This window comes from Arsenicicoccus piscis, assembly GCF_022568835.1.
GTDB lineage: Bacteria > Actinomycetota > Actinomycetes > Actinomycetales > Dermatophilaceae > Arsenicicoccus > Arsenicicoccus piscis.
This window is the reverse complement of sequence record NZ_JAKZHV010000003.1, coordinates 80,465-97,524: the sequence shown is the minus strand read 5'-3', so window position 1 is coordinate 97,524 and position 17,060 is coordinate 80,465. Positions and strand designations below refer to the sequence as shown.

General features: G+C 68.2%; 13 protein-coding genes and 1 tRNA gene. 8 read left to right on the top strand and 6 right to left on the bottom strand.

The window, feature by feature from the left end:
* Positions 1 to 74: 74 nt before the first annotated feature.
* From MM440_RS06265 to MM440_RS06250, 4 genes are read left to right on the top strand one after another with little or no spacing between them, the layout of a single operon-like run.
* A complete protein-coding gene (locus tag MM440_RS06265; protein WP_241443475.1) occupies positions 75 to 854 on the top strand; it encodes a DUF881 domain-containing protein in 780 nt (259 codons plus the stop codon).
* Positions 851 to 1,603: a class E sortase gene (locus tag MM440_RS06260; protein WP_241443474.1), complete on the top strand. Its 753-nt coding sequence runs from the start codon at positions 851 to 853 to the stop codon at positions 1,601 to 1,603. The genes MM440_RS06265 and MM440_RS06260 overlap by 4 nt, the downstream gene beginning before the upstream one ends.
* The gene (locus tag MM440_RS06255) at positions 1,603 to 1,785 is read left to right on the top strand and encodes a hypothetical protein (protein ID WP_241443473.1); all 183 of its coding nucleotides are present in this window, start codon (positions 1,603 to 1,605) and stop codon (positions 1,783 to 1,785) included. Before MM440_RS06260 ends, MM440_RS06255 begins: the two co-directional genes overlap by 1 nt.
* Before the next feature lie 31 nt (positions 1,786 to 1,816).
* On the top strand, positions 1,817 to 2,494 hold the full coding sequence (locus MM440_RS06250; RefSeq protein WP_241443472.1) for an aminodeoxychorismate/anthranilate synthase component II: 678 nt from the start codon (positions 1,817 to 1,819) through the stop codon (positions 2,492 to 2,494).
* A 60-nt stretch (positions 2,495 to 2,554) separates the two neighbouring features.
* On the opposite strand, the gene MM440_RS06245 is transcribed toward MM440_RS06250, so the two are convergent.
* From MM440_RS06245 to MM440_RS06220, 6 genes are read right to left on the bottom strand one after another with little or no spacing between them, the layout of a single operon-like run.
* On the bottom strand, positions 2,555 to 4,669 hold the full coding sequence (locus tag MM440_RS06245; RefSeq protein WP_241443471.1) for a protein kinase domain-containing protein: 2,115 nt from the start codon (positions 4,667 to 4,669) through the stop codon (positions 2,555 to 2,557).
* 11 nt (positions 4,670 to 4,680) lie between these two features.
* On the bottom strand, positions 4,681 to 6,150 hold the full coding sequence (locus MM440_RS06240; RefSeq protein WP_241443470.1) for a peptidoglycan D,D-transpeptidase FtsI family protein: 1,470 nt from the start codon (positions 6,148 to 6,150) through the stop codon (positions 4,681 to 4,683).
* Positions 6,147 to 7,517, bottom strand: coding sequence for an FtsW/RodA/SpoVE family cell cycle protein (locus tag MM440_RS06235; protein ID WP_241443469.1), 1,371 nt, complete (start codon positions 7,515 to 7,517; stop codon positions 6,147 to 6,149). The genes MM440_RS06240 and MM440_RS06235 overlap by 4 nt, the downstream gene beginning before the upstream one ends.
* Positions 7,514 to 8,890, bottom strand: coding sequence for a PP2C family protein-serine/threonine phosphatase (locus tag MM440_RS06230; RefSeq protein ID WP_241443468.1), 1,377 nt, complete (start codon positions 8,888 to 8,890; stop codon positions 7,514 to 7,516). Before MM440_RS06230 ends, MM440_RS06235 begins: the two co-directional genes overlap by 4 nt.
* Before the next feature lie 3 nt (positions 8,891 to 8,893).
* Positions 8,894 to 9,526 carry an FHA domain-containing protein FhaB/FipA gene (locus tag MM440_RS06225; RefSeq protein ID WP_241443467.1) on the bottom strand — a complete coding sequence of 211 codons (633 nt, stop codon included), beginning with the start codon at positions 9,524 to 9,526 and terminating at the stop codon, positions 8,894 to 8,896.
* Between the two features lie 25 nt (positions 9,527 to 9,551).
* A complete protein-coding gene (locus tag MM440_RS06220; RefSeq protein WP_241443466.1) occupies positions 9,552 to 10,622 on the bottom strand; it encodes an FhaA domain-containing protein in 1,071 nt (356 codons plus the stop codon).
* 130 nt (positions 10,623 to 10,752) lie between these two features.
* On the opposite strand from MM440_RS06220, the gene MM440_RS06215 reads away from it, so the two are divergent.
* From MM440_RS06215 to MM440_RS06200, 4 genes are all read left to right on the top strand, one after another.
* Positions 10,753 to 10,838, top strand: a tRNA-Leu gene (locus tag MM440_RS06215).
* Between the two features lie 311 nt (positions 10,839 to 11,149).
* Positions 11,150 to 14,416, top strand: a complete 3,267-nt coding sequence (locus MM440_RS06210) for a helicase-related protein (protein WP_241443465.1) — start codon at positions 11,150 to 11,152, stop codon at positions 14,414 to 14,416.
* Complete coding sequence (locus MM440_RS06205) at positions 14,413 to 15,096, top strand: DUF4391 domain-containing protein (protein ID WP_241443464.1); 684 nt, start codon at positions 14,413 to 14,415, stop codon at positions 15,094 to 15,096. Before MM440_RS06210 ends, MM440_RS06205 begins: the two co-directional genes overlap by 4 nt.
* On the top strand, positions 15,096 to 17,060 hold the full coding sequence (locus MM440_RS06200; protein ID WP_241443463.1) for a site-specific DNA-methyltransferase: 1,965 nt from the start codon (positions 15,096 to 15,098) through the stop codon (positions 17,058 to 17,060). Before MM440_RS06205 ends, MM440_RS06200 begins: the two co-directional genes overlap by 1 nt.

Below are 17,060 nucleotides of genomic sequence, written 5' to 3'. Positions count from 1 at the left end.
TCTATGCTCGCTGTCGGGGAAACGTTCGAGTTGACCCCAGCGTAGGCCAGCACCCTCGAGAAGGCGGACACCCCGTGGTTGACCAGGACGCCCCCAAGGAGAGTCCGCGCTGGATGCGCCTGCTCTTCGGTGGCCGGCCGACCCTGTGGCACGTGCTGGTGCCGCTGACCTTCGTGCTTGCGGGGCTGATCTTCGCGACCAGCGCCAACGTGGCCCAGGGCCGCAACATCCGCTCGAGCGGCGGCGACCTCGTCGGCCTGGTGCGCGAGCAGGAGCGCACCCTGTCCGAGCGGGAGGCAGCGCTCACGCGCCTGCAGAACGAGGTAGCCACCCTCACGCCGCAGCAGGGTCCGGCCCGTGCGCAGGTCCAGGCCTTGCAGACGAAGATCGACGCCATGGCTCCGGCGGCCGGCCTCGAGGCGGTCCAGGGCCCCGCCGTGAAAGTCACGCTGCGCGACTCCGATCGCCCGGTCAGCTCGTTCAACGGCGCCTACACGGCCAACGACCTGGTGATCCACCAGCAGGACGTGCAGGCCTTCGTCAACGCGTTGTGGGCCGGGGGTGCCGAGGCGATGATGATCCAGGACCAGCGGGTCATCTCCACCAGCGCGGTGCGCTGCGTCGGCAACACGCTCTACCTGCAGGGACGGGTCTACTCGCCGCCGTTCACGATCACCGCGATGGGCGACCCGACCAAGCTGCAGGCGGCCCTCGACGCGGACTCGCAGGTCGCGGTCTTCCGTGAGTACGTCGCCGCCGTCGGGCTCGGCCTCGATGTGGCGCAGGCGACGCAGACGACGTTCCCCGCGTACGCCGGGTCGATCACGCTCCGTCATGCCACAGTGGTGAAGTGACCCCACTCAGTCGCCTGGTCGGCGTCTTCGGTGAGCTGCTGCTCACCCTCGGTGCCTTGGTGCTCGCCTTCGTGGCGTGGCAGCTCTGGTGGACCGACGTCGCGGCCAACGCGTCCCAGCGCGAGGCGGTGACCGGGCTCGAGCGCACCTTCGCCGACCAGCCCGCCGATCAGCCGCTCGCGCGCATCCCCACGCCGAAGCCGGGTGAGGCGTTCGCCGTCCTGCGCCTGCCGCGGCTCGGCACGGGCTACGCCACCCCGGTCTACGAGGGCACGGACAAGCGCACGCTCACCCAGGGGGTCGGGCACTACCGCGGGACGGCGCTCCCCGGCGAGATCGGCAACTTCGCGGTCGCGGGCCACCGGATGACCTACGGCGGGCCGTTCCGGATGATGGAGGAGCTGCGCGCCGGCGACCTCGCCGTCGTCGAGACGGTGGCCGGTTACGCGGTGTATCGGCTGGGCCCGTCCTACATCACCAGCCCAGACCATTTCGTAGCCCTCGAGCCGACTCCCGAGCAGCCCGGCGTCGCGCCGACGAAGGCTTCCATCACCCTCACGGCCTGCCACCCCAAGTACGCCTCGACCTACCGGATGATCGTCCACGGCACCCTGGCGCACACGTATCCGCGCTCGCAGGGGCTGCCCGCCGACCTCGCCCGTCAGCTCGGGCTGCCGGCCGGTCCGACAGCGTCCGGCAAGGCGACCACCGCCCCGACCACGACCCCGACCACCAAGGCGGGCCGCTGATGTATGCCGCCTTGTGGCGCCACCTGCCTGGCCCGACGTGGGTGCGTGCGCTGCTCATGCTGGTGCTGGTGGTGCTCGTGCTGGCCGTGTGCGTGCAGTGGCTGTTTCCATGGGTGGCCGACGTCGTGCCGTTCAACGAGCAGACGGTCGAGGCGCCCAGCTCGGTGCGCTCAGTAGGCTGAGGCTCCGCCTCGCCTCGAAAGGGGTCGTTCGATGACCTCCCCAGCCACCTCGCGCCCGACGCGCATCCTCGTCGTGGACAACTACGACAGCTTCGTGTTCACGATCGTCGGCTACCTCGAGCAGCTGGGCGCCGAGTGCGACGTGGTGCGCAACGACGAGGTGACCGTGGCGGACGCCGAGGGCTACGACGGTGTGCTGATCAGCCCCGGCCCCGGCACGCCAGAGGAGGCCGGCGTCTCGGTCGAGATGATCCGGGCGTGCGGCGAGCAGGGTCGCCCGATGCTCGGCGTGTGCCTCGGCCACCAGGCGCTCGGCGTCGTCGTCGGTGCCACCGTGTCGCGAGCGCCCGAGCTGCTGCACGGCAAGACCTCGCAGGTCTTCCACGACGGCACCGGTGTGCTGGCCGGGGTGCCGTCGCCGTTCACGGCGACCCGCTACCACTCGCTGACCATCGAGCCCGACACCGTGCCGAGCGAGCTCGTGGCGACCGGCCGGACCGAGTCGGGGCTGATCATGGCGGCGCAGCACCGCGACCAGCCGCTCTACGGCGTGCAGTTCCACCCCGAGTCGGTGCTCACCGTCGGTGGCCACCGCATCCTCGCCAACTGGCTCGAGGTCTGCGGCCTCGAGGGCGCCGTCCAGCGCAGCGAAGGCCTGTCGCCGCTCGTCCGCGACCAGGACGGCCTGGCCCGGGTCGCCGCGCACTGACGGCTGGCCTGTCCTGGCGTGGACAGTCGGGGCCGGCCAGGGCACCCAGCCCAGGTCAGGTCAGGGCCCGGCTGGCGTGGCGGGCGCAGGCGTGGACGGCGCAACGGGGGCGGGCGTGCTGGGCGCGGGGGCAGGGGTGGTCGGCGGAGCCGAGGGCGCCGGCGTCGACGGGCTCGGGCTGCTGGTGTTGGGCGACTGCGGCGTCGTCGTGGACGGCGGAGTGGTCGACGTGGCGGTCGGTGTGGGCCGCCGCGCCACCACCGTCAGGGTCACCTTGCTGCCCGGGTCGACGGCGACATTGACCGGGTCCATCGAGAGCACCGTGCCGCGCGGCTGCGACGAGTACACGTACGTCACCTCCGGCACCAGCCCGAGCGCGGTCAGCTGGTCCTGGACGTCGCGGCTCTGCTGGCCGGTCAGGTCGGGCACCTTCACCTTGCCGGTCGAGACGTAGAGGTTGACCCGCGTGTTCACGTCGACCGTCGTGCCGGCGGCGGGGTCGGTGCGCACGACGTTGCCCTTGGGCACGTCGGTCGTGTCGACGTTCAGCACGTCGCCCGGCACCAGCGAGCCGCTGCGCAGCTTGCCCTGGGCGGTCAGCAGGCTGAAGCGCGCCAGCTGCGGCACCTTCACCGACGTCGGCCCGAGCGACACCTGCACGGTCACCGACGTGTCGCGGTCCTGCAGCGTCCCTGCCTGCGGGAACTGCCCGAACACCGTCCCGGCCGGCTTGTCGTTGTTCTGGCTGTGGAAGTCACCCTGCAGGTGCGCCGAGTCCAGTGCGGCCCGCGCGGTGGCTTCGTTCATCCCGACGAGCTGCGGCACGGTCGACTGCGGCGGCGGCAGCGTCAGCTTGTAGGTCCCCCACCCCACCAGCCCCAGCAGCACCAGCATCGCCAGCACCACGAAGCCCCGGAACCACCGGCTCCCGCGCGCCCGCTCCCCGACGGGCGGCAGGCTCGACGTGTGGTGGCCGTCGCGCCCCGGCCCGTCCTCCAGCGTCGTCGTCCCCCGCGATCCCGTAGACCCACCCCCACCGGAGCGGCCCGCGTCGCCTCCCGCGGCGACAGCTCCCGCAGCGCCCGAACCACCAGCCGTGGCTCCGGCAGAAGGCCCGCCCGATGCGCCACCCGCACCGCCACGCCCTGCAGCGCCACCATCGGCAGCGCCACCGGACGCGACACCACCCGAAGCCCCAGGCCCGCCCACGCCGGCCCCCACCAGCCCGGCAGCCCCAGCAGCGGCTCCCGAAGCCGTCACGCCCCCACGCACCGGCAACGTCTCGGTCGGCGCGAAAGCAGCAGCCGCGGTGCCACGAGCAGCGGCAGAGATCTCCCGGCCGTCGACCAGCGCCGTCAGGTCGTCGGCCATGTCCTCGGCCCGCTGATACCGCCGCTCGCGGTCCTTGATCAGCGCGTGCAGGACGACGGCGTCGAGGTCAGCAGGCACGTCGGGGTTGAACGTCGAGGGGGTCGACGGGTCCTCACCGACGTGCTGATAGGCGATCGCCAAGGGCGAGTCGCCGACGAACGGTGGCCGGCCGGTGACCAGCTCGAACAGCAGACAGCCGGTGGAGTAGATGTCGGACCGGCCGTCGACCTCGAGCCCGCGAGCCTGCTCGGGCGAGAGGTACTGCGCGGTGCCGACGACGGCCTGGGTCTGGGTCATCGTGGCGGTCGAGTCGCCGGCGCCGCCGCGGGCGATGCCGAAGTCCATGACCTTCACGTCGCCGTCGTCGGTGATCATCACGTTGCCGGGCTTGATGTCGCGGTGGACGACGCCGTGCTCGTGGCTGTACTCCAGCGCCGACAGCACGCAGGCCGCGATCTTGGCGGCGGTGTGCATCTCGAACGGCCCGTTGTCGTGCAGCCGCTGGCTGAGGGTGTCGCCCTCGATCAGCTCCATGACGATGTAGGGGATGGACTCCTGGTGGTCCAGCCCGGCGGTGACGATGTCCTCGCCGCTGTCGAAGACGGCCACGATGTTGGGGTGCGTGAGCGACGCAGCCGCCGTGGCCTCTCTACGGAATCGGCTCTGGAAGGTGCGGTCGCCGACCCGGGTCGAGTGCAGCACCTTGATGGCGACCGGCCGCCCGAGCCGGTTGTCGTAGCCGCGGTGGACGCGGGCCATGCCGCCCCGCCCGATCTCCTCGCCGATCTCGTACCGGCCACCCATCAGCCGGCCCATCAGCCCAGCACCGCCTGGATCACCTTGCGCGCGATGGGCGCCGCGGTCTTGTTGCCGCCAGCCTCCTGACCTGCGGAGCCGCCGTCCTCGACGACGACCGCGACGGCGACCTGCTTCTGGTCGGCGCTCGCCCCGACGGGCGCGAACGCGGTGAACCAGGCGTGCGGCGGCCGGCCGTTGCCCTGCTGGGCGGTGCCGGTCTTGCCGGCGACGGCGACCCCGGAAATCCGCGCGTTGGAGCCGGTGCCGTTCTCGACGACGGACTGCATCATCCGCGCGACGGTGCTCGCGGTCTCGGACGAGGTGGCCTTCGACAGCTGCTCGGGCTGGGTCTGGTCGAGCACGCCGAGCGAGTCGTCGAGGACCCGGCTGACCAGGTAGGGCCGCATCACGATGCCGTTGTTGGCGATCGCGGCGCTGGTCATCGCCACCTGCAGCGGGGTGACGCGCACGTCGTACTGACCGATCGCGGCCTGCGCCGACTGCGCCTTGTCCATGCCGGCGGGCACCGAGGACGCGGTGGCGCGCATCGGGATCCGCAGCGTGTCGCCGAAGCCGAACTTCTCGGCCTGGCTCTTCAGCGCGTCTCCGCCAAGCGCGATGCCGATGCCGCCGAACGCCGAGTTGCACGACGTCTCGAGCGCCTGGGTGAGCGTGATCCGGGTCTTGCCGGAGACGCAGGCGCCGTTCTGCCAGTTGGTGAGCGCCTTGCTCGACAGCGGGAGCGGCAGCTCACGGGGTGCGTCCACGAGCCCGTCGGCGGTGTACTTGCCCGACTCCAGGGCGGCGGCGGAGGTCACGATCTTGAAGACGGAGCCGGGGGGATACAGGTTCCCCGCGATCGCGCGGTTGACCATCGGCTTGTTGGCGTCGGCGTTGAGCTGCTTCCAGGCGGCGGTGACCGAGTTGAGGTTGTGGCTGGTCAGCGTGTTGGGGTCGTAGCTCGGCTTGCTCACCATCGCGAGGATCGCGCCGGTGCGCGGGTCGAGCGCGACGACCGCGCCCTTCTGGTCGCCGAGGGCGTCGTAGGCGGCCTTCTGCGCGTCCGGGTTGATGGTCAGGTCCAGGCTCGCGCCCGCGGGCTGCCGGCCGCTGATCAGCTCGCTGATCCTGCGGTAGAACAATTTGTCCGAGGTGCCCGACAGCAGGTCGTCGTCGGCGGACTCCAGACCCCCACCGGCGCCGTAGATGAACGAGAAGTACCCCGTCAGCGGTGCGTAGAGCTCGCCCTGGGGATACGTGCGCTCCCACTTGAGGTCGTCCTTGGTGGCCGTGGACCGGGCTACCGCGTCCCCACCGACGAGGATCTGGCCGCGCTCGCGGTCGTAGGACGCGAGCAGCGTGCGCCGGTTGCCCTGGTGGTTGTAGAGCTCCTTGGCCTGGAAGAACATGATGTAGGTCGACGACGCGAACACGCTGAAGAACAGCAGCGCGGCGACCAGGCCGAGGCGACGGATGGGGCTGTTCATCGCAGCTTCACCACCTGGGTGGCGGCCGCGCCGGCGGCGGCCTGCTCCTCCTCGTCGACCTCGGCGAGCGGGCGGCGGGCCTGGTCGGAGATGCGCAGCAGCAGCGCGATGACGGTCCAGTTGGCGATCAGGCTGGACCCACCGGCGGACATGAACGGCGTGGTCAGACCGGTGAGCGGGATGACTCGGGTGATGCCGCCGGCGACGACGAAGACCTGCAGCGCCACCGAGAACGCGAGGCCCGCGGCGAGCAGCTTGCCGAAGCCGTCCCGGACGCCGATCGCGGTCCGCAGCCCCCGCTCTACGATCAGCACGAACATCAGCAGGATTGCGAACAGGCCGAACAGGCCGAGCTCCTCGGCGAGGCTGGCGACGATGTAGTCGGACTTCGCGAACGGCGTGATCTCGGGGTGGCCAGAGCCCAGCCCGGTGCCGAACAGGCCGCCGGACGCCATGCCCATCAGCCCCATGCTGACCTGGTTGATGCCCGTGGCGAACGGGTCGAGCCACAGCTGCACGCGCTGCTGCAGGTGGGGGAAGAGCAGCCAGGCGACGTACGCGCCGCCGACGAACATCAGCAGGCCGATGGCGATCCAGGAGACCCGCTCGGTGGCGACGTAGAGCATCGCGACGAACAGGCCGAAGAACAGCAGCGAGGAGCCGAGGTCCTTCTCGAAGACGAGGACGGCGAGGCTGAACGCCCAGGCCACGAGGATCGGCCCGAGGTCGCGCATCCGCGGCAGCGGGAAGCCGAGGAAGCGCCGGCCGACGAGGGAGAGCACGTCGCGCTTCTGCACGAGGTAGCCGGCGAAGAACACGGCGAGCAGGATCTTGGCGATCTCACCGGGCTGGAAGCTGAACGGCCCGAGCTTGATCCAGATCCGCGAGCCGTAGTGCGGGTCGCCGATGAACGGCAGCAGGGGCAGCAGCAGGAGCACCACACCGCCGACCATGAAGGTGTAGGTGTAGCGCCGCAGCCGGCGGTGGTCGCGCAGCACGACCAGCACGACGATCGCGAAGACGACCGACAGGGCCGACCACACCAGCTGGCGGGGGGCCTGGACGCCTTCGTAGGTGTTCTCGAAGTCGATCCGGTGGATCATCACCAGGCCGAGGCCGTTGAGCAGCAGCGCGATGGGCAGCAGCAGCGGGTCGGCGTACTTCGCCCGCCAGCGCAGCGCGATGTGGAACGCCAGACCGATCCCGAGCAGCCCCGCCGCGTAGGTCACCATGTCGGTCGGCAGCGCCCCCGTCTGGGCGAGCCCGACGTTGGCGTAGGCCAGCATGATGATGCCGGTCACGAGGACGAGCAGCAGCAGCTCGACGGTGCGCCCGGTGTTCGGACGGTAGCTCGACACGGTCGTCACGCTGTGCCTCCCGTGGGGTTGGTGGTTGCTGCGGGCGGCGTGGCGCCGGGCGTGGTCGGCGTCAGCGTGGGGTTGGTGGTCGGGGCCGTGGGCGTCGGGGTCGGCGCGGTGGCGGGCGTGCCGCAGGTGCGCCCGGCGGCCTTGGCGGCCTTGCACGCGTCGGCCTGGGTGCGCAGGTCGGCGACGACCGAGCGAGCGTCGCCGAGCGAGCGGGTGGTGACGGTGGAGTCGACCTTGCTGCGGTAGAAGTCGGGCAGGTCGGCGATCGGCACGTCGGTGGGCTCGAGGACGGAGTTGAGCACGACCGGCCCGAGGGTCTGGTGGATCCCGCGGTAGATCGCGACGTTGGCCCCGTCGACGCCCACGTAGAACTGGCGCTGGGTCCACTGCCACCCCGCGTAGCCCAGTCCGGCGAGCAGCACGGCCAGCACGGCGAGCGCGCCGACCCAGCGACCGACCTTGCCGAGCAGGGACGGCGGGCCCTCCTCGGCCAGCTGCAGGTCGTCGTCGCCGGCTCCCTGGCCGGTGGCGCTGCGGGTGAGGGCAGCCGCCTTCTCGGCGGGGGTGCGGGGCTCGGGGACCGCGCCACGAGGTCTACGGACTGCGGCGGCGCCGACGACCTGGGGGGCGACGTTGGGGTCGGGCCCGTCGCCGAGGCGCACGGCGTGGGCGACGATCGCGGTGGCGTTGTCGGGGCCGCCGCTGCGCAGGGCGAGGTCGATGAGCCGGTCGGCGGCGAGGCCGGGGCTGTCGACGTCGGCGAGGACCTCGGCGATGGTGTCCTGGGCGACGAAGCCGCTGATGCCGTCGGAGCACAGCAGGTAGCGGTCGCCGTGCTGGATCTCGCGCCAGGCGAGGTCGGGCTCGTCGCTGGGCTGGCCGGTGAGGACGCGGGTGACCATGTGCCGCTGCGGGTGCGACTCGGCCTCGTCGGGGGTGATCCGGCCTTCGTCGACCAGGCTCTGCACGAAGGTGTGGTCGGTCGTGAGGTGCTGCATGGTGCCGCCGCGCAGCAGGTAGGCGCGGGAGTCGCCGATGTGCGCGAGCGCGAGGCGCCGGTCGGTGCGCAGCAGCGCGGTGACCGTCGTGCCCATGCCTTCGAGCGCCGGGTCGGCCTCGGCGGCCTGGCGGATCCGCAGGTTGGCGTCGGCGATGGCGTCCTCGAGGCCCTCGAGCGCGCGCGACCCGACGGTGTCGTCGTCGAGGTGCACCATCGCGCCGATCGCGAGGCTGCTCGCGATGTCACCGCCCGCGTGCCCGCCCATCCCGTCGGCGACCACGAGCAGGTGCGGACCGGCGTAGCCGGAGTCCTGGTTGGAGGTGCGCACCAGGCCTACGTGAGACCGGGCGGCGAAGCGGAACGCGAGGGGCATCGGCTACTTTCGAGGCTCGAGGACGGTGCGACCGATGCGCAGGCGGGAATCGGGCTCGAGCGGCGCGGGGGCGGTGAGCCGGAAGTCGTCGAGGTAGGTGCCGTTGGTCGAGCCGAGGTCCTCGATGGTCCACTGGCCGTCGTCGTAGACGATGCGCGCGTGCCGGCCGCTCGCGAAGTCGTCCTCGAGGATCAGCGTGCACTCGGGGTTGCGGCCGATCAGCACCTGGGTGCCGGGGCGCAGGTTGAGGCTGGTGCCGCGCAGCGACCCCTCGGTGACCACGAGCTTGGTGGGGGCGTTGCGGTTGCCCCGGCCGAGGCGTCGCATGCCCTGCGGCGGCGTGTTTCCGGTAGACCCCCCGGCGGCGCCCGCGGCCGCCGCACCGCCCGCTGCTGCTGCGCCGGCTCCTGATCCGCCGACGCCGCCCGCGCCGTTGCCGTTGCCGGCCGCTGCCGGGGCCGGGGCCGGGGCAGCCGACCGCCAGGCGCGACCGCGGCCGCGCTCCTTGCGGGAGGCGCGCGAGGTCAGCCGGGTGCCGTAGAGGTCGCCGCGGAGCACGCCGACGACGCTGATGACGAAGAACCACAGCAGGGCCAGCAGCCCGAGCCGAAGGACCGTGAGGGTGAGCTCGCTCATGCAGATCCCCTTTCAGCGCTGCTCGCTAGCGCTTGCCGATCCGGAAGAGGAAGGAGGTGCGACCGATCGTGACGCGGTCGCCGTCGTCGATGCGGTTGCTGGTGGCGCGGTCGCCGTTGACGAAGGTGCCGTTGGTCGACCCGAGGTCGCGGATCGTCGCGACGTAGCGCGGGCCGTCGTTGGTCACCCGGATCTCGGCGTGGGTGCGGCTGATGCCCGGGTCGTCGAGCACGATGTCGGCCGTCGCGTCGCGGCCGATGGTCGTGATCGCCCCGAGCAAGGGATACCGGTCGCCGTCGATGTCCAGCCAGGGCCGGCGGATCGGGCTGGTGCGGACGACGGGCTCGTCGACGTGCGGCGGGACGTAGGCCGCCGTGGCTGCGTCCGGGTCGTCGGCTGGCTGGTTGGCGTTGCCGTTGTGGCGGGGCTCGTCCCGCTCCGCGACCGGCAGGGGTCGCGCGTCGCTGCGGCGCGGGTCGTCGAGCTCGTCGTGCCGGTCGTCGTGGTCAGGCTCGTCGTACTGGCCCGGCTCGACCTCGCCCGGCGCCAGGCCACGGCGTGCGCGGTAGCCCTCGACCTGGTCCTGCTGGCGGCCTCCGCCGCGATGTGGCCGGCTGCCCGGCACGGGCAGCTCGTGCGGTGCGTGGGCCGCGGGCGCGAACTCGACGGAGCCGCGCGGGCGTGCAGCACGGTCTACGCGAGCGCGGGGGCCGACGGCGTAGGGGTCCTTGGCGCTGGCCGGACGGAGGGCGAAGACGCCCGTCTCGAGCTCGGTGTTCTCGGAGAAGATGACCCGCAGCGGACCCGCCGGCGAGTAGCGCTGAGAGTCGGCGTGCTCCTCCGCGCTCGCGATGATCTCGTCGGTGAGGTCGTCGGAGTACTGCGTGAGGGAGTCGTAGTCGGTGGTGCTGAGCTCGACCGTGTAGAGGTTGGGCACGAGCGTGCGCCCCGCGCTCGCCACCGCGGCCTTGTCGTCCATGGCCCGCCGGATCGCGCTCGCGATCTCGACCGGCTGCACGCTGGACTTGAACGCCTTGGCGAAGGCGCCGTTGACGGCGGTCTCGATCTTGCGCTCGAGACGGTCGAACAGTCCCACGGGGCCTCCCTCCTGGCTTCGGTCGAGTCCGATGGTAGCGGCGCACCCTGGGCCCCTGGTGGAGGCCGCCTGGCAGCTCAGGTCTCGGTTTGGTGTCTCGTGGCCGGATGCGGCACACTAGGCAGTCCACGCGCAAGTGGCGGAACGGCAGACGCGCTGGCTTCAGGTGCCAGTGTCCGCAAGGACGTGGGGGTTCAAGTCCCCCCTTGCGCACCATGGCGACGGTCCCGAGTCTCGGGCCCTGCACCACAAAGGCCTCGGTCAGAGAACTCTGACCGAGGCCTTCTGTGTGGTGCTGCAGTGTCGTGATATCTGCAGATTGTCCACCTGACCCGGACTGCGCGACACAACCCCAGAGCTTCGCTCTTAACAGGCCAGCTGTGGACTACCGGGTTAGGCTCGGCCGCAACCAGGAGCCAGGAGCCTTTGATGTCCCACCCGCAGCTGACCGCCGAAGAGGATGCGTTCGTCCTCTCTGGCCGCCTGCCGCGGGGGCACGAGGCGAAGCCGACGCGGGACAGCGCCTCGTGAAGATCATCGACAACGTCAATGACACTCTCGGAGACGACATCAGGGACGAGCTGAGCCCAGGCGTCAAGGTTCGCATCGCAGCGTCCACCTTCTCGATCTTCGCCTTCGAGGCCCTGCGCAGGGAGTTGGAGCAGGTAGACGAATTAGAGTTTCTCTTCACGGCTCCCTCTTTCGTCAACGGGCAGTCAACGGATAGGCTCCGCAAGGAACGTCGACAGTTCTTCATTGCCGCTGGTGCTCGCGCCGAGTCGAGCCTGTACGGCTCGGAGTTCGAGATCCGGCTCCGCAACAAGCTCACTCAGCGCGCCATCGCTAGGGAGTGCGCTGCGTGGATCCGTGACAAGGTCACCTTCCGATCCAATGCGACCGGCAATCCGATGCAGCAGTTCGCCGTCGTCGACGACCGCGCCGCGTACATTCCGCTGCAGGGTTTCACGACGGCCGACCTTGGCCACGAGCCGGGGAATGCCGTCTCCAACGTGGTGCAGAAGATCGACGCACCCATGGCATCGCAGTTCCTCGTACTGTTCGACCAGATATGGGATAACTCTGCGCAGGTCCAGGACGTGACCCAGGCAGTTCACGACCACATCGCCAGCATCTACGCGGAGAACTCTCCGGCCCGCATCTACTTCCTGATCCTCTATAACCTGTTCAGCGAGTTCCTCGAGGACATCAGCGAGGACGTGCTGCCCAACGACCGGACGGGCTACCAGGAGACCAAGGTCTGGCAGAGCCTGTACAACTTCCAGCGCGACGCCGCCGTCGGCATCATCAACAAGCTGGAGACATACAGCGGCTGCATCCTCGCCGACAGCGTCGGCCTCGGAAAGACCTTTACGGCACTGGCCGTGATCAAGTACTACGAGCTGCGCAACAAGGCGGTCTTGGTCCTCACGCCGAAGAAGCTGGCGGAGAACTGGACGAACTACAACGCCAACCTGACCACGAACATCTTCGCCAGTGACCGGTTCAACTACGACGTCCTCGCCCACACCGACCTCTCACGCACGCGAGGAGAGTCAATGGGCCTTCGCCTCGACCGCATCAACTGGGGCAACTACGACCTCGTCGTCATCGACGAGTCCCACAACTTCCGCAACGCCGACTACGCCGAGGAGAAGGAGTCGCGCTACCAGCGACTCATGCGCCAGGTCATCAAGGAAGGGGTCAAGACCAAGGTTCTGATGCTCTCGGCCACACCGGTCAACAACCGCTTCAACGACCTGAAGAACCAGCTGCAACTCGCCTACGAGGGCGAGTCCGAGAACCTTGCGCAGCACCTAAACATCTCGAGCACTGTCGAACAGGTCTTCCGTGATGCGCAGAAGGTCTTCAACGAGTGGTCTAAGCTCGACCCAGAGGAACGCACCACCGACCGCATCCTGAAGATGCTCGACTTCGACTTCTTCGAGCTGCTCGACTCGGTCACTATCGCCCGCTCCCGCAAGCACATCCAGGCCTTCTACGACACTTCGGAGATCGGCGCCTTTCCCGAGCGGCTTGCCCCGCTGTCGGTGCGTATGCCGTTGTCGGACTTGCCGAGCGTGCCGAGCTTTAACGAGATTTTCGCGCAACTCCAAGTGCTCACCCTTGCTGTGTACACGCCACTGGCCTACGTCTTTCCGAGCCGCCGGGAGAAGTACGAAGACCTCTACAACGTCAAGGGCGGCACCGCGCGGGACAACCTCGGCCAGTTCGGACGCGAGCAGGGCCTGAAGAAGCTGATGACGGTCAACCTGCTCAAGCGACTGGAGAGCTCAGTCGAGGCCTTCCGGATCACGCTCGACAAGATCGAAGGGGCCGTCAACCACACGCTGACGCGGCTCGAGATGCATTCCGGCGCCCTGTCCGAGATCGACGTCTACCTGACTGACATGGACTTCGACGTCGACGACGCGGAAGACGCCAACGTCGAGGCACTCTCCTTCGGTGCGAAGATCAAGGTCGACCTGGCGGACGTCGACATCGAGTCCTGGCAGCGCGACCTCTGGCACGACCGCGAGACGCTCCGCGAGCTGCTCGACGAAATGCGCAAGATCACCCCCGAGCACGACCAGAAGCTCCAGGAACTGAAGCGCCTGGTACTCGCCAAGGTGGCCCAGCCGATCAACCCCGGCAATAAGAAGTCTCTGATCTTCTCTGCGTTCGCAGACACCGCCAACTACCTCTACCGCGAGCTCGCCCCAGACTTCGAGCGAAAAGGGTTGGCCAGCGCGATTGTCACCGGCGGCAGCCATGCATCCAAGACGACGCTCGGAACCGGCTACGACTTCCAACAGGTGCTGACGCTGTTCTCACCGAAGTCCAAGCAGCGACATCTGACCATGCCCAAGGAGACCGCCGAGCTGGACATCCTCATCGGCACGGACGTCATCAGCGAGGGCCAGAACCTCCAGGACGGCGACTTCCTCGTCAACTACGACATCCACTGGAACCCGGTCCGCATCATCCAGCGCTTCGGGCGCATCGATCGCATCGGGTCAACCAACGCACAGATCCAGATGGTCAACTTTTGGCCCGACATCAGCCTGGACGAATACATCAACCTCAAGGAACGCGTCGAGAACCGCATGGTCATCGCCGACCTTGCCGGCACAGCCGACGACAACGTGCTCACCCTCGAAGGAAGCGAGGCCGCCTTCCGCAAGGAGCAGCTCCGCAAGCTCCAGGACGAGGTCATCGAACTGGAAGACGTGCGGACTGGCGTCTCCATCACCGACCTCGGCCTCAACGACTTCCGCATGGACCTCCTCGGCTACATGAAGGTGAACGACGGCATCGCCGCATCGCCCAAGGGACTCCACGCAGTCGTCCCAGCCGACCGGGCCAAGGGCCTCGTTCCTGGCGTCATCTTTGCCCTCCGGAACGTCAACGCCGATGAGCACATCAACCGGGGCAACCGGCTCCACCCGCACTACCTCATCTACCTCGACGACGCCGGCAATCTCGTTGCTGACCATACGGAAGCCAAGCAACTCCTCGACCTGCTGCGTGCCGGGTGCCGCCCTTACGACGAGCCGGTCAGCGACGTCGCGCGCACCTTCAACGCGGACACCAAGGACGGCGCAAAGATGGGGAAATACTCCGCCCTCCTCACCACCGCCATCCGCACCATGATCGACGTCACGGACGAGCAGGACGTCGACAGCCTCTTCACCGATGGACCCACCACGGCACTGACCCAGTCGATCGCGGGTCTCGAGGACTTCGAACTAACGGCCTTCATCGCCGTCGTTGACCCTGCGGGGGGCATGGCATGACGGACGTCCTTTATCGCTGGCCTGAAGCTGCAAGGTTCGGAAAGTCCATCCCCAAGACTAAGTTCTACGAACGAGTAGTGGTGACTCCGGCCGTTCGTGCGCGGTTCGTCGCCGAGGTCGACGGCATCACATGGGCCTACAAGCTGGCGGAGTCGACTATCAACCTGCCGCCGAGCGAAGAAGTCCCGGAGATTCAGGTGTTCGTCGTCAAGGCCAAGGGGGCGGACGTTGACAACTCGGTGTTGACGACGATCGACAAGGCCATCAAGCAGCCCGTCATCTTCGAGGTCGTATCCACTCAAGGGACCCGCATGACCGCGACCCTCAAAGCGGGGGTCCCCGGTGGGCGGTACTACTCCACCGAGTGGGGCCAAGGCGACCGTCGACAACCGTTGCCTCCCAGCATCACACTCCCCAATCTGTATGCCGCGCTGCTCGACCCGCTGCTGCCCAACGCGATACGTCCCGATGAGCAGGTGTCCGACATAGCTGCTCGGCTTGCGGAGATGTCGCGCCTCGAGCGCGACATCTCCGCGTTGACCCGAAAGCTCAAGGCAGAGCCGCAACTCAATCGCAAGGTGCTGTTGCGCCAGGCTCTCAAGACACAGCAGGCCAGCCTCGCTGACCTGACGAACCCGGCACACGCCTCGACCCACGACGAAGAGCTGAGGAACTCCTAGTGGAAAAGTTGCGCATGACCTCACCCGACCTGACGGCAGCCAATGTCGAGAAGCTTGCAGATCTGTTCCCCACTGTGATCACCGAGTCGGTAGACGCCGACGGGAACCCGGTGCGCGCCGTGGACTTCGACCTCCTCCGCCAGGAGTTGTCCGACCACGTCGTCGAGGGCCCTCAAGAGCGCTATCAGCTTGACTGGCCCGGGAAGCGCGCTGCAGCCTTCGCGGCGAACGCACCCATCGCCAAAACGCTGCGACCCGTCCGTGAGGAGTCAGTCGACTTCGACACGACCAAGAACCTCTTCATCGAGGGCGACAACCTCGACGCGCTCAAGCTGCTCCAGGAGTCCTACCTTGGCAAGGTCAAGCTGATCTACATCGACCCGCCCTACAACACGGGTAACGACTTCGTCTATGAAGACGACTTCGCCGAATCGGCTGCCGACTATCTCACCCGCTCAGGGCAGCACTCGGAGACCGGCGCCCGTCTCGTTGCCAACACCGAGGCGAACGGCCGCTTCCACTCCGACTGGCTGAGCATGATGTACCCGCGTCTCAAGTTGGCGCGAGGTCTACTGACCGACGACGGCGTGATCATCGTCGCGATCGGCGACGATGAGCATGCCAACATCCGCCGGCTACTCGATCAGGTCTTCGGCGCCGAGAACTTCATCTCCGATGTCGTCTGGCAGGGCGGTCGGAAGAACGACTCCCGCTACGTCTCCAACGGGGCGGATTACATGCTGATCTATGCGAAGAACGAAACGCGCCTGAGTGAACTCGGTGTGCGGTGGCGAGAACCGAAGGTTGGCCTGGAAACGGCGATGGCGAAGGCCGCGTCGATTTGGTCGACCCGACAGAGCGACGACGATGCGTCCGCCCGCTGGAAGGCTTGGCTCAAGAGCATGAAGGCTGCGGGAGAAATCACGGACTCAGTGGCGCGGTATGACCAGCTTCAGCCCGCAACTGGGCGGCCGATGAACACCTACGGCAACATCACCTGGCCCGGCCGAGGGGGGCCCACGTACGAGGTTCTCCATCCGGTCACGCGCAAACCCGTAACGCTTCCGAAGACCGGCTGGCGATTTCAAGAGGACGAGATGGATCGCCGGATCACGGCTGGCCAAATCTGGTTCGGCCAATATGAGACCGCGATTCCTCGCGGGATCTCGTTTCTCGACGAGACCAGCGAGCAGGTCGCGATCTCGGTTTTCGAGCAGGACCGCAAGGCCGCGAGCACGGATATGCGCAACCTCATGGGCGAGATCGTCTTCGAAAGCCCGAAGGACCGGCGCGTCCTGGCGCGTTGGATCCGTCTGGTCACCGAGGCAGCGAAGGACGCTATCATTCTCGACTTCTTCGCGGGTTCTGGTTCGACTGCTCACGCCGTCATGGATCTCAACTCGACAGACGGCGGACATCGCCGCTACATCCTCATCCAGCTAGACGAGCCAGTTGATCATCCGCAATACGACACCATTGCCAGCATGGCCCGAGAGCGGCTTCGGAGGGCCGGAGTACAAGCACGACAGTCGGCCGGACTGCTAAGCGCTGAGCTCGACGTTGGCTTCCGTTCGCTGCAGGTTGCCACGACCAACATGGCCGATACGCTAGTGACCGCTGATGATCTCGAGCAGCTCGCGCTCCCTGACGCAGTCGCCAGCGTGAAGCCCGACGGCACCGACGAAGACTTGCTGTTCCAGGTGATGCTCGACTGGGGATTGGATCTCGCAGAGCCACTCGCGGTCGAGGAGGTTGCAGACCGCCGAATACTCTCGGTTGCGGACGGCTCGCTCGTTGCGTGCTTCTCTGGCGAGGTCACGGAAGCGGTCGTGAAGGAGATCGCGAGCCGACAGCCACTGCGCGCCGTGTTCCTCGACGCGGGCTTCGCGAGCGACGCCGCTCGAATCAATGCCGAGCAGATCTTCCGCGAGGAGTCGCCCGAGACCGAGGTTAGGGCGATCTGA